A 13,072-nucleotide genomic window follows, 5' to 3' on the forward strand; every position below is an offset into this window, starting at 1 on the left:
CGGGCGGATCGGGCGGAGCGGCCCGATGCGATACCCTTTCGCACCCCACGGGAGCAGGCGATGAGCGTCGACAAGAACGAGCGGGAACTGGAAACCGGCATCCACACCGACCTGTCGGGGCGGATGAGCTACGCCGGCTATCTCGGGCTCGACCGCCTGCTCGACGCCCAGCGCCCGCTGGCCGACCCGGCCCAGCACGACGAACTGCTGTTCATCGTCCAGCACCAGGTATCGGAGCTGTGGATGAAGCTGATGATCCACGAGCTCAGGGCGGCCATCGTCCACCTGCGCGCGGACGAGCTCGGCAGCTGCCAGAAGATCTTCGCGCGCTGCAAGCAGGTGCTGCGCCAGCTGACCGAGATGTGGTCGGTGCTGGAGACGCTGACGCCGTCGGACTATGTGCGCTTCCGCGACACCCTCGGGCCGTCGTCGGGGTTCCAGTCGCTGCAGTACCGCATGATCGAGTTCCTGCTCGGCAACAAGAGCGCGTCGATGCTGCAGGTGTTCGCCCATGACCCGGCGGCGCAGGCGTCGCTGCGCGAGATGCTGGAGGCGCCGAGCCTGTATGACGAGGCGCTGCGCTACCTGGCCCGCCATGGCCACGCGGTGCCGGCGCATCGGGTCGAACGCGACTGGTCGCTGCCGCAGGCGTCGGAGCCCGCATTGCTGCCGGTGTTCCAGCGCATCTACGAGGACCCGGATGCGCACTGGGCGGCCTACCACCTGTGCGAGGACCTGGTCGACCTGGAAAGCCAGTTCCAGCTGTGGCGCTTCCGCCACATGCGCACGGTGATGCGCATCATCGGCTTCAAGCCCGGCACCGGCGGTTCGTCCGGGGTCGGCTTCCTCAAGCAGGCGCTGGAGCTGACGTTCTTCCCCGAACTGTTCGAGGTCCGCACTTCGATCGGGGCCCCGCGTACCTAGCCCGGCGAACCGGCTCGCCCGCGCGCCGTCGCGCTGCACCGCAACAATCGGCCATTCATTTGACGCGCGCGTTATGCAGCGGTTAAACCTCCTCTGTTTTCGCCCATGCGGCGAGGCCGGGGCGGGGATCGTGCCGCGCCGTGACCCGACACGAGACCGCCCGGCCAAGGGCGGCTGATCCGATCCGATTTGCAGGGGAGCAAGAAAGCCAGTGGCCAACCACCCAGCCCAACTCGACGAAGGCAAGACCTTCCTCGGCCACCCGCGTGGTCTGTACGTGCTGTTTTTTGCCGAGATGTGGGAGCGGTTCTCCTACTACGGCATGCGCGCCATCCTGATCTTCTACCTGGTGCAGCACTGGCTGTTCTCGGAGCAGAAGGCGTACCTGATCTACGGTGCCTACACCGCGCTGGTCTACATCACGCCGGTGATCGGCGGCTACCTCGCCGACCGCTACATCGGCCAGCGCAAGGCGGTGCAGTACGGCGCGATCCTGCTGGTGATCGGCCACGGCCTCATGGCGTTCGAGGGAAGCGGCGGGCAGGACTCGCCGATGCTCAACGTGTTCTGGCTGGCACTCGCCTTCATCATCATGGGCGTCGGCTTCCTCAAGGCCAACATCTCGGCGATCGTCGGCCAGCTGTACCGGCCGGGCGACGCCCGCCGCGACCCCGCGTTCACGATCTTCTACATGGGCATCAACCTCGGCGCGGCGATCGGCTCGGCACTGGTCGCCTACCTGGGTCAGGAGATCGGCTGGGCCTGGGGCTTCGGCGCGGCCGGCATCGGCATGCTGCTGGGCCTGGTCGTGTTCGTCTGGGGCCGCCCGGCCCTGCGTGGCAAGGGCGAGGCGCCCGACCCGGCGCTGCTGAGGAAGCCGATGCTGGGCGTGCCGACGGAGTGGATGATCTACCTGATCGGCCTGGTCGGCGTGGTGGTGGTCTGGTTCCTGGTGCAGTACCAGTCCGCGGTCGGCATGCTGCTGGCGGTGTTCGGTGCCATCGTGGTCGCCTACCTCCTGTTCACCGCGGTGTTCAAGCTCGACAGGATCTACCGCGACCGCATCCTCGCCGCGCTGTTCCTGATCGGCCTGCAGCCGCTGTTCTGGGCGCTGTTCGAGCAGGCCGGCTCCTCGCTTAACGTCTATACCGACGAGCAGGTCAACCGCACCCTGCTGGGCTGGGAAGTCCCGGCCGGCATGTTCCAGTCGCTCAACGCGATCTACATCATCCTGCTCGGGCCGGTGTTCGCCTGGCTCTGGCTGGCGCTGGCCAAGCGCGGGCTGGAGCCGTCGACCCCGGCCAAGTTCGGCCTCGGGCTGATGCAGCTCGGCCTGGGCTTCCTGGTGCTGGTCGCCGGCGCCGTGGCCGCCGGTACCGGCAACCCGACCCCGGTGATCTTCATCTTCGCGATCTACCTGCTGCACACGATGGGCGAGCTGTGCCTGTCGCCGGTGGGCCTCTCGGCGATGACCAAGCTGGCCCCGGCCAGCATGGTCAGCCTGCTGATGGGCACGTGGTTCCTGGCCAGCGCGGCCGGCAACTACATCGGCGGCCTTATCGCCCACGCGACCGGCGCCGAAGCCGGCGAGGGCGGCACCGCCACCCCGGTGCTGGACGTCTACCAGCAGATTGGCTGGATCGCGATCGGCGTCGGTGTGGTCGTCATCCTGGTCTCGCCCCTGATCCGCAAGCTGATGCACGAAGGCGTGGATACGGAACGCCACGACCGCGTGCTGGCCGGGCAGAAGGAGCTGGGAGAGCCGGCCGCGGCCGGCACCCGGACCGATCAGGAACTGCGCTGATCCGGTGTGGCCATGCCCTCGGGCCTGGCCGCTTCCATCAGAACGGCGGCCACGAGGCCGCCGTTTTTTGTGCCGGTTCGTATCGCGTCGGGAGGGAAGCCGCCTGCGCGGTGTCAGTTCCTGGCGGCCTCGGCCTGCAGCTCCAGCTCGTCCAGGCGGTCGAGCAGGCGGAACAGCAACTCGCGTTCGGCGGTGTCCATGCCGGCCAGCAGGCGGCGTTCGAACTCGAGCGCCAGCGGCGCGACCTCGTCATAGATCCGGCCGCCCGCCTCGCTCAGGCGCAGCACCGAACGGCGCCGGTCGTCGCCGTGCACCTCGCGCAGCAACCGGCCGGATTCGACCAGCCGGGCGACCGCGCGGCTGACCGCGACCTTGTCCATGGCGGTGCGCTGGGCGACTTCGTTGGCGGACAGGTCCGGGTAACGACCGAGCACCGCCATCACCCGCCACTCGGTCACGCCCAGGGCGAAGCGGTCGGCGTACATCCGGAAGATAGAGTCGCTGACCCGGTTCGACAGCACCGACAGCCGATAGGGCAGGAAGCGCTCAAGGTCGAGCTGGGCGTGCGGCGGGGTCGCGGGTCCGTCGTTCATGCTGCGCCGTGCCTTGCGTATGGTTTCATGTGAAACTATAAACCCAGAGTCGGCCCGTGACGGCCGCATCGTCCACGTGCTTTCCGCAAGCACCAGCCCGGAGTTCCCCATGAGCGCCCAGCCCAACCTCGGCATGCAGGTCACCACGTTCGAAAACCCGCTCGGTATCGACGGCTTCGAGTTCGTCGAATTCGCCGCGCCGGAAGGCCAGGGCGACATGCTGCACGGCTACTTCCGCCGCATGGGCTTCATCGCGGTGCTGCAGCACAGGACCCGGCCGATCACGGTCTACCGCCAGGGCGGGGTGAACTTCCTGGTCAACGAGGATCCCGACAGCTTCGCCGCCGACTTCGCGCGCGCCCACGGCCCGTGCGCGGCCGGCTTCGCGATCCGCTTCAAGGAGCCGGCCGACAAGGTCTGCCAGACCGTGCTGTCCAACGGCGGCGAGGCCATCGACCACAAGCCCGAAACCAAGGCGATCGACGCGCCGGTGGTCAAGGGCATCGGCGACTGCATGCTGTACCTGGTCGACCGCTACGGCGACAAGGGCAGTGCCTACGGCGACGACTTCCTGCCGGTGCAGGGCGCCGACCAGAACCCGGCCGGGTTCGGCCTGACCTTCATCGACCACCTGACCCACAACCTCTACTTCGGCAACATGGCGAAGTGGTCGGACTATTACGAGAAGCTGTTCAACTTCCGCGAGATCAAGTACTTCGACATCAAGGGCGCCAAGACCGGCCTGGTGTCGAAGGCGATGACCGCGCCGGACGGCATCGTGCGCATCCCGCTCAACGAGTCCAACGACCCGAAGAGCCAGATCAACGAATACCTCGACGCCTACAAGGGCGAGGGCATCCAGCACATCGCCTGCTTCACCGACGACATCTACGAGACGGTGGAAAAGATGCGCGGCGAGGGCGTCGAGTTCCTCGATACGCCGGACACCTACTTCGAGGTGATCGACCAGCGCGTGCCCAACCACGGCGAGGACGTGCCGCGCCTGCAGAAGAACAAGATCCTGCTTGACGCCGACATGGAGACCAAGAAGCGCCTGCTGCTGCAGATCTTCACCCAGAACGCGATCGGTCCGATCTTCTTCGAGATCATCCAGCGCAAGGGCAACGAAGGCTTCGGCGAAGGCAACTTCCAGGCGCTGTTCGAGTCGATCGAGCGCGACCAGATGAAGCGCGGCGTTCTGTAAGCAGGCCGACGGCGATGGAATCGAACGGCTACCAGTCGGGCTTCGGCAACGAGTTCGCCACCGAGGCCGTCGCCGGCACGCTGCCGGTCGGGCAGAACTCGCCGCAACGGGTCGCGCACGGGCTGTACGCGGAGCAGCTGTCGGGCACCGCGTTCACCGCGCCGCGCGGGCACAACCGGCGCAGCTGGCTGTACCGGATCCGCCCGGCGGCGATGCACGGCGCGTTCGAGCCGTACGCGCAGCCGCGCCTGCACAACGACTTCGAGGCCGGGCCGGTCAGCCCGGACCAGATGCGCTGGAACCCGTTGCCGATGCCGCCCGCGGAGACCCGGGTCGATTTCGTCGACGGGCTGTTCACCATGGCCGGCAACGGCGGCCCGGCCGCGATGACCGGCATCGGCGTGCATCTGTACGCCGCCAACGCGTCGATGGACGGGCGCTTCTTCTACGACGCCGACGGCGAACTGCTGGTCGTGCCGCAACAGGGCCGGCTGCGGATCGCGACCGAACTGGGCGTACTGGAGCTCGAGCCGCAGGAGATCGCGGTGATTCCGCGCGGCGTGCGCTTCCGCGTCGAACTGCCTGACGGCGAGGCGCGTGGCTACGTCTGCGAGAACTTCGGCGCGCTGCTGCGCCTGCCAGACCTGGGGCCGATCGGCAGCAACGGCCTGGCCAATCCGCGGGACTTCCTGTCGCCGGAGGCGGCGTACGAGGACATCGAGGGTGACTTCGAACTCGTCGCCAAGTTCCAGGGGCACCTGTGGCGCGCTGGCATCGGCCACTCGCCGCTGGACGTGGTCGGCTGGCACGGCAACTACGCGCCGTACAAGTACGACCTGCGCCGCTTCAACACGATCGGCTCGATCAGCTTCGACCACCCGGATCCGTCGATCTTCCTGGTGCTGACCTCGCCGAGCGACACGCCGGGCGTGGGCAACATGGACTTCGCGATCTTCCCGCCGCGCTGGCTGGTGGCGCAGGACACGTTCCGGCCGCCGTGGTTCCACCGCAACGTCGCCAGCGAGTTCATGGGCCTGATCCACGGCGCCTACGACGCCAAGGCCGAAGGCTTCGTGCCCGGCGGCGCGAGCCTGCACAACTGCATGACCGGCCACGGCCCGGATGCAGCCACGTTCGAGAAGGCGTCGGGTGCCGATCTCTCAAAGCCCGACGTGGTGCGCGACACCATGGCCTTCATGTTCGAGGCGCGCGGAGTGATCCGGCCGACCCGGCAGGCGGTCGACGCCGCGCACCGGCAGCGCGACTACCAGGCGTGCTGGGCGGGCCTGCGGAAACACTTCCCCGGCTGACCGGCACCGGCCGCTGTCCCGGCGGGGTGTCGCAGGCGGAGGTATGTGGAGCGATCGTTCGCGCGTTGTTGACGAACGCGCGTGGACGATCGGACGCCGTCCTTCCGCAGGAGCAACCGATGCCCGTCACACCGCAGCGAATCCTCCTCGTGACCGCATTGGCCCTGGCACTTACGGGTTGCGCCGGTGACGAGCCGGCGGCCACCGCGACCACCGATGCCGGCCCGTCGGTGGCGGACGTCGCGACCGATACGCCGGTAGACGCCGACCCCGCTGGCGCTTCAGCCATCCCGTCCGTAGATGCGTCCCCCGGGCAGGTGCCGGCGACGGACGGTCAGGACGGCGAAAGCGGCACCGGCCCGGCGCGCTTCGACGGCTACGGCGCCGCCCGCTTCGGCATGAGCGCCGACGAGGTGCGCGAGGCGTGGGACGGCGAGCTCAGCGGCAACCCCGCCGAAGGCGAGACCTGCTTCCACCTCAACCCGGCCGGGCAGCCGAGCATCGCCTATTTCGCACTGATGTTCGGCGACGGCGAGTTCGTCCGCTACTCCGTCGCCAATGACCGGTTGACCGCGCCGGGTGGCGGCCGGCGCGGAATGGACGAGGCGGAAATCGAGGCCCTGTACGGTGACCGCATCGAGCGCAGCAACCACAAGTACGTCGAGGGCGGCGAGTACCTGCGCATTGCCGCGCCGGAAGCTGGCGACACCGTGCTGATCTTCGAGACCGATGCGCAGGGCACCGTCACCGAGTGGCGGGTCGGGCGGCCGCCGCACGTGGACTATGTCGAGGGATGCGCCTGAGCGGGCTCCGGGTCGGCTACGGGCACACGCCCGGTATCACCCGCGTGCCTAGAATGAGCCGGACCCACCGGAGGACGCGATGATGCTGGAAGCGCTCGGCCTGTTCCTGCTCGGACTGCTGCTGCTTGCGCTCGGCGGCGATTCGCTGGTCAAGGGGGCCTCCGGCCTGGCGACGCGCGCCGGTGCGTCGCCGTTCGTGACCGGCCTGGTGCTGGTGGCGTTCGGCACCTCGCTGCCGGAGATCGCGGTCAACCTGCAGGCGATGACCCGTGGCGAGCCGGACCTGGCGCTGGGCAACGCGATCGGCAGCAACGTGGTGAACTTCGGGCTGACCCTTGGTGCCGCCGCGCTGGCCACGCCACTGCTGGTGCGCTGGCGCGCGCTCAATCCACTGCTGCTGGTGCTGGTGGCCGGCACCGCGGCCGCGATCGTGTTCGGCCTCGACGGCATGCTGTCGCGCGTCGAGGGCGGCGTGCTGCTGCTCGGCTTCGCTGCCACGCTGGCGTTTGCGTTCGCCCGTGCCCGTCACGAGGCGCCCGGGTTGCAGGAGGAGCTCGGCGGCTTCGCCCGGACCAGCAGCGACCTCGGGCTCAACCTCGTCCGCTTTGCGATCGCCGCGGCGTTGCTGTACTTCGGCTCCCGGCTGGTGGTGGCGAATGCGCTGGCACTGGGTGCGGGCCGGGGCCTGTCGCCGCTGCTCACCGGCTTGCTGCCGGTGGCGATCGGCACCGCCCTGCCGGAGGTCGCGGCCGCGGTCGCCGCCGCCCGCCGCGGACAGGGCGACATCGTGGTCGGGCATGTCATCGGCTCGAGCGTGTTCAACCTGCTGGTGATCGTCGGCGCGATGGCGCTGTGGCAGCCGGTGGTGCTGCCGGGGATGCTGGTCCGTTTCGTGCTGCCGGCGACACTCGCGTTCGCGCTGGTGATCTATCCGATGCTGCGCGGCGACCTGCGTGTAAGCCGTGGCGAGGGCGCGGTGCTGCTGGTCGGCTTCCTGGCGTGGTTCGCCTTCGAGCTGATGCTGATCGACAGCGCCGGGCGCGTCGCGGCGCAGGGCTGAGCCGCCGCGTAGTGCACGCCGACGGGCCGGGGCCGTTGTTACACTGCCCCGATGACCGAAACGCATTCCCCGACCCGCCGTCCGCTGTCGCAGCGTGCGCTGAACGCGCTGACCGACTTCCTCCGCCTGGAAGCCGCCGGCGGCATCATGCTGATTGGCGCGGCGGTGCTGGCGATGATCTTCGCCAACTCCCCGCTGGAAGAAGCCTATGAAGGCTTCCTCGAATTGCCGGTGCAGGTCCGCATCGGCGAGTTGAACATCGCCAAGCCCGCCTTGCTCTGGATCAACGACGGCCTGATGGCGATCTTCTTCCTGCTGGTGGCGCTGGAGATCAAGCGCGAGGCGCTGACCGGGCAACTCGCCGGTCGTTCGCAGCTGATCCTGCCGCTGGTCTGCGCGATCGCCGGCGTGGCGGTTCCCGCCCTGATTTTCACCGGCTTCAACCACGGCGATGCCGAGGCGATGCGCGGATGGGCGGTGCCCACCGCCACCGACATCGCCTTCGCGCTGGGCGTGCTGGCACTGCTCGGCTCGCGCGTGCCAGTCGGCATGAAACTGCTGCTGTCGACCATCGCCGTGGTCGACGACCTGATCGCGATCGTCATCATCGCGCTGTTCTATTCGCACGGCATGTCGCTGGTGGCGCTGGCGTGGGCCGGCGCCGCGCTGGCGCTGATGTGGCTGCTCAACCGCCGCGGGGTGACCGCGCTGACGCCGTACCTGCTGCTCGGCGTGGTGCTGTGGGTGTGCGTGCTGAAGTCGGGCGTGCACGCCACCCTGGCGGGCGTCGCCACCGGCCTGATGATCCCGCACGTCAACCCGCACAACGAGATCAACGACGAGGTCGAGCACTCGCCGCTGGAGCATCTCGAACATGCGCTGCACCCGTGGGTGGCCTACGCCATCCTGCCGGTGTTCGCGTTCGCCAATGCCGGCCTGGCGCTGGGCGACCTCAGCATCGAGGCGGCGTTCGCGGCGCTGCCGCTGGGCATTGCGCTGGCACTGGTGGTCGGCAAGCCCATCGGCATCGTCGGCGCGGCGGTGTCGATGCGGGCGCTGGGCTGGGCGCGCTTCCCCGACGGCATGGACCTGCGGTCGATGATCGGCCTCGGCGTGCTGTGCGGCATCGGCTTCACCATGAGCCTGTTCATCGCCTCGCTCGGCTACCGTGACCCGCTCAACTACGAGGCCGCCGTGCTCGGCGTGCTGTGCGCCTCGGTGATCGCCGCGCTGATCGGATTCCTCTGGTTGCGCGCGGTCCTGCCGGCGAACGCCCGGAGCGACTGAAACGTGCGCACCGCGCTGGTGTTCGGCGGCAGCGGCCAGATCGGCGTGCCGCTGGTGCAGCGCCTGCGTACCGCCGGCTGGGAGGTCACCGCGCTGTCGCGCCGGCCGCCGGATGGCGGGCCCGGGCTGCACTGGGTGGAGGGCGAGTTCGACCGCATGCCCCCGCTGCCACCGCGCTTCGACAGCATCCTCAGTTGCGGGCCACTCGACCGTTTCGCGCGCTGGTACGCGCGGGGATCGGTGGCGGCGCCGCGGGTGGTGGCGTTCGGTTCCACCAGCCTCGAGACCAAGCGCGAATCCGTCGATCCGGCCGAGCGCGACCTGGTGCGGCGGTTGGGCGAGGGCGAGCGGACCGTGTTCGCCAGCGCCGCCGAACGGGGCGCCGCGGCGACGCTGCTGCGGCCGACGCTCGTCTACGGTGCCGGTCGCGACGCCAGCCTGACCCGGATCGCCGCGCTCGCCCGTCGGAGCGGTGTGTTTCCATTGCCGCGCGGCGCGTGCGGCCTGCGTCAGCCGGTCCATGTCGACGACCTTGCCGACGCCGCGCTCGCGTGTCTGGAGCGTCCCGCCAGCCACGGCCGGACCTATGCGTTGCCGGGGGGCGAAACCCTGACGTACCGGGAGATGGTCGGACGCGTGCTTGCCTGCCTGCAGCCGCCGGCGCGCGTGGTGGAATTGCCCGCGCCGCTGTTCGCCTTCGCGTTGCGGCTTGCGCAGCTGACCGGCCGCGCACGCGGACTCGGCGACGCCGCGATTGGGCGCATGCGCGAGGATCTCGTGTTCGATGCCGGCCCCGCAACGCGCGACCTTGGCTACGCGCCGCGCGCGTTCCGGCCCGAGCCGGCGATGTTCGCGCACTCGTAGGCGCGGCCTCCGTCCGGCGCGCCCAAGCACCACGCGTACGTAGGAGCGACGTCAGTCGCGACCCGCTGCCATCGGAATGTCCAACGGCGGCAACGCGCTCGCGCGACCGTCGATCGCGCGGTGGACCGAAGTCGCCGCGCCGGAAATCCAGTGCGTGGCACGAGCCTTCTGAAGCCGCTCCTACAGAAGTCGATCCGCTTGCGCGGCCTCTAGACTTCCTTCGCCGGTGGCAACGTCCGCGCCTTCTTCAGCGCCCGCAACGCCACGCCGAGCACGCCCCCCAGCACCATCGCGCCGCCGATGAACAGACGCGGCCCGGGCCGGTCGCCCCAGAACGCGATGCCCAGACCGACCGCGAGCACCGGCGTCAGCAGCAGCCACGGCGTGACCTGCGCAACCGGATAGCGCTGCACCAGCATGTAGTACAGGCCATGGCCCAGCAGCGAGGAGATGAACGCCGCGTATGCCACCCCGACCCAGGCCACCCAGCTCGCCGACGGCAGCGCGGCGAGGGCACCGGGTTCCAGCCAAGTACTGATGGCCAGCAGCGGCACCACCGCGATCAACGCGGTCCAGCCCTGCATCGCGAATGCATCGATCCCGCGCAGGCCCTTCATCAGCACCGTCCCGACCGCCAGGAACAACGCCGCCAGCAGCATCAGGGCCAGCGCCAGCGGATCGTCCAGCACCAGCGGGTCGAAGCCGAGCACCAGCACGCCGCCGAAGCTGACCGCGATCGCCAGGCCGGTGCGCCAGGCGAACTTCTCGCCGAGTGCCACCCACGCCAGCAGCGCGGTCATCGGGATGTAGCTCTGGATCACGATCGCCGGCGACGACAGGTCGCCCGCCAGCTTGAGCGCGACGAAGCTCAGGCCGAAGTGCAGCACGCCCACGCATAGGCAGACCGACAGCAGCCGCGGCCATTGTCCCGGCGCCGGGCGCTTGAGCCAGTACAGCAACGGCAGCCCGAGCGCCACGAAGCGCAGCGCGGTGAACAGGAACGGCGGGATTTCGCGCAGGGCGTAGGCCGAGGTCAGGAAATTCCCGGCCCAGGCGACGCAGACCAGCAGCACGAGGACGATGTCGCGTGGGGACATGGAGCGGTTCCTGGCAGGACTCGGCGGCGCTGCTCGGGCACTGGGCGCGGCGAGCGGCAGGAGGAGAGGATGACACCGGCCGGAGGGCATTGTCCTTGCCCCGTCGGCCATAACGGTTTGCGACCCGGTCCATGGCAGGTGATGCGCGCCGGCGCGTGTTCGGCCGATGCCACGTGGCTCAGTACGCCCAGCCCATCCGCCGGTAGAGCTTGGCCAGCACCCAGGCGGGGCCGATCAGCAGGTAGGTCAGATCGGTCAGGAAGCTCGGCTTGCGGCCTTCGATCCTGTGGCCGACGAACTGCCCGATCCACGCGACCACGAACACCGCCACCGCGGTCCACAGCAACACCCGGATGCCGAACGCGTCGGCGATCGCGCGGCTCAGCAACGCCATCAGCACGAACATCGCCAGCATGCCGAGCCCGAGCCGGCGCGACTGGCGGTAATAGAACAGGGTGGCGGCGAACATCGCCAGTGCCGCCCAGAAGCCGTCGCGGAACCAGGTGCCGGGTGCCGGGATGCACCACAGCAGGGCGACGATGCTCCACACGATCGCCGGCACGCAGACGACGTGGATCAGCTGGTTGGTGGCGTTGCGGTGGTCGCCGGAGTAGCTGGCGAACCAGCGGTCGAGCGGGCGTACTGGCGCGGTCATGTCAGTCGACGCTGATCCCCGCCAGCTTCCACAGCGCGTCGGCATACCGTGCTCGGGTGCGTTCGATCACCTCGGCGGGCAGCTTCGGGCCGGGCGGGGTCTTGTCCCAGCCGAGCGTCTCCAGGTGGTCGCGCACGATCTGCTTGTCGTAGCTCGGCGGGCTGCTGCCGACCCGGTATTCGTCGGCCGGCCAGTAGCGCGACGAGTCCGGCGTCAGCATCTCGTCCATGACATACAGCCGGCCGTCGGCATCGGTGCCGAACTCGAACTTGGTGTCGGCCAGCAGGATGCCGCGCTCGGCCGCGTAGGTGGCGGCGTAGCGGTACAGGCGCAGGGTGGCGTCGCGCACCGCCTCGGCCAGCTCGGCGCCGCACAGGCGCACCGCGGTGTCGAAGTCGATGTTCTCGTCGTGGTCGCCGACCGCTGCCTTGGTCGACGGGGTGAAGATCGGCTCGGCCAGCTGTTCGGCCTGGCGCAGGCCGTCGGGCAGGGCGATGCCGCTGATCCGGCCGGTGCGCTGGTAGTCCTTCCAGCCGCTGCCGATCACGTAGCCACGGGCGATGCACTCGATCGGCACCGGTTTCAGGCGCTTGGTGACCACCGCGCGCTTCGCATACCGGGGGGCATCGACACCGTCCGGCAGCACCGAGGCGACGTCGATCCCGGTCAGGTGGTTGGCGACGATGTGCTCGGTCCGGTCGAACCAGAAATTGCTGATCTGGCAGAGCATCTCGCCTTTGCCGGGGATCGGGTCGGGCAGCACCACGTCGAACGCGCTGAGGCGGTCGGTGGCGACCATGAGCAGGTAGTCGCCCGGGGGCGTGCCGGCCGGCAGGCGGTCGTGCGGCAGGTCGAACACGTCACGGACCTTGCCGCGGTGGCGCAGCGGCAGGCCGGGCAGGTCGGATTCGGAGAGCGCGGAGCGGAGCACGGTGGTGGACAACGTCGGATCCCTGGATGGCACGCGTGGCACGGTGGCCCGCCGTCGCGCCGCACCGGTGGTCGCGCGCGTGCGCGACGGGGTCGGGCAGTGTACGCCGGCCGGGCGCCGGCTGCAGGTAGACTGGCGGGCCTCGCCGGGGCGCTCCCGCCCCGGTCCGCCACGAGTCGAGGAAGGGCACGCCGATGCGGCGCTGGTACGGCAAATTGCTGGGCGTGTTCGCCGGCGCCGCACTGTTGCGGGTTAACCCGTTGCTGGGCGCGTTGATCGGCCTGCTGATCGGCCACGCCTTCGATGTCGACTGGTTCCGCCTGCGCCGAGACGACCCGTACGCCGTGCTCGGGCTGACCTCCGACGCCGGCGACGAGGAAGTCGACCGTGCGTATCGCCGCTTGATCGGCCAGTACCACCCGGACCGCGTCGCCGGCGCTGCCAGCGAGCTGCGCCGGCAGGCGGAGACCAGGGCGCGCGAGATCAACCGCGCCTACGACCGGATCAAGACCCTGCGCGGACGGAAGTGACCCGCGCTCC

At 69.5% G+C, this 13,072-nt stretch carries 13 protein-coding genes; 9 read left to right on the top strand and 4 right to left on the bottom strand.

Features of this window, described 5'->3' with window-relative positions; all coding sequences use genetic code 11:
* Positions 1-60 precede the first annotated feature (60 nt).
* On the top strand, positions 61-924 hold the full coding sequence (locus tag U8331_RS02545; protein ID WP_481132072.1) for a tryptophan 2,3-dioxygenase: 864 nt from the start codon (positions 61-63) through the stop codon (positions 922-924).
* Positions 925-1,135: 211 nt separating this feature from the next.
* Positions 1,136-2,728, top strand: coding sequence for a peptide MFS transporter (locus U8331_RS02550; protein WP_481132073.1), 1,593 nt, complete (start codon positions 1,136-1,138; stop codon positions 2,726-2,728).
* Between the two features lie 113 nt (positions 2,729-2,841).
* Here U8331_RS02550 and U8331_RS02555 read toward each other — a convergent pair whose 3' ends face one another.
* Positions 2,842-3,321: a MarR family winged helix-turn-helix transcriptional regulator gene (locus U8331_RS02555; RefSeq protein WP_481132074.1), complete on the bottom strand. Its 480-nt coding sequence runs from the start codon at positions 3,319-3,321 to the stop codon at positions 2,842-2,844.
* 109 nt (positions 3,322-3,430) lie between these two features.
* Here U8331_RS02555 and hppD point away from each other — a divergent pair, with 109 nt between their 5' ends.
* The 6 genes from hppD (at position 3,431) to U8331_RS02585 (ending at position 9,849) form a co-directional block, all read left to right on the top strand.
* On the top strand, positions 3,431-4,525 hold the full coding sequence (hppD, locus tag U8331_RS02560; RefSeq protein WP_481132075.1) for a 4-hydroxyphenylpyruvate dioxygenase: 1,095 nt from the start codon (positions 3,431-3,433) through the stop codon (positions 4,523-4,525).
* 14 nt (positions 4,526-4,539) lie between these two features.
* Positions 4,540-5,835 (top strand): homogentisate 1,2-dioxygenase, encoded by a 1,296-nt coding sequence (gene hmgA / locus U8331_RS02565; RefSeq protein ID WP_481132076.1) that lies wholly within the window; start codon positions 4,540-4,542, stop codon positions 5,833-5,835.
* A gap of 119 nt (positions 5,836-5,954) precedes the next feature.
* On the top strand, positions 5,955-6,638 hold the full coding sequence (locus tag U8331_RS02570; RefSeq protein ID WP_481132077.1) for a lectin: 684 nt from the start codon (positions 5,955-5,957) through the stop codon (positions 6,636-6,638).
* A 79-nt stretch (positions 6,639-6,717) separates the two neighbouring features.
* Positions 6,718-7,698, top strand: coding sequence for a calcium/sodium antiporter (locus U8331_RS02575; RefSeq protein WP_481132078.1), 981 nt, complete (start codon positions 6,718-6,720; stop codon positions 7,696-7,698).
* Positions 7,699-7,749: 51 nt separating this feature from the next.
* Entirely contained in the window at positions 7,750-8,985 is a 1,236-nt protein-coding gene (gene nhaA / locus U8331_RS02580) for a Na+/H+ antiporter NhaA (RefSeq protein WP_481132079.1), read from the top strand.
* 3 nt (positions 8,986-8,988) lie between these two features.
* Entirely contained in the window at positions 8,989-9,849 is an 861-nt protein-coding gene (locus U8331_RS02585) for an NAD-dependent epimerase/dehydratase family protein (RefSeq protein WP_481132080.1), read from the top strand.
* Between the two features lie 209 nt (positions 9,850-10,058).
* Here the strand turns inward: U8331_RS02585 and U8331_RS02590 are convergent, their stop codons facing one another.
* The 3 genes from U8331_RS02590 to U8331_RS02600 all read right to left on the bottom strand — a co-directional run bounded on the left by U8331_RS02590 (position 10,059) and on the right by U8331_RS02600 (position 12,544).
* A complete protein-coding gene (locus tag U8331_RS02590) occupies positions 10,059-10,946 on the bottom strand; it encodes a DMT family transporter (RefSeq protein WP_481132081.1) in 888 nt (295 codons plus the stop codon).
* 178 nt (positions 10,947-11,124) lie between these two features.
* Entirely contained in the window at positions 11,125-11,601 is a 477-nt protein-coding gene (locus U8331_RS02595; protein ID WP_481132082.1) for an Mpo1 family 2-hydroxy fatty acid dioxygenase, read from the bottom strand.
* A gap of 1 nt (position 11,602) precedes the next feature.
* Positions 11,603-12,544, bottom strand: a complete 942-nt coding sequence (locus U8331_RS02600) for a phosphoribosylaminoimidazolesuccinocarboxamide synthase (RefSeq protein WP_481132083.1) — start codon at positions 12,542-12,544, stop codon at positions 11,603-11,605.
* Between the two features lie 182 nt (positions 12,545-12,726).
* Here U8331_RS02600 and U8331_RS02605 point away from each other — a divergent pair, with 182 nt between their 5' ends.
* Positions 12,727-13,062, top strand: coding sequence for a J domain-containing protein (locus U8331_RS02605; RefSeq protein ID WP_481132084.1), 336 nt, complete (start codon positions 12,727-12,729; stop codon positions 13,060-13,062).
* The last annotated feature ends 10 nt before the right edge of the window (positions 13,063-13,072 follow it).

It is taken from the genome of Lysobacter sp. CC-YZS074 (assembly GCF_056739745.1).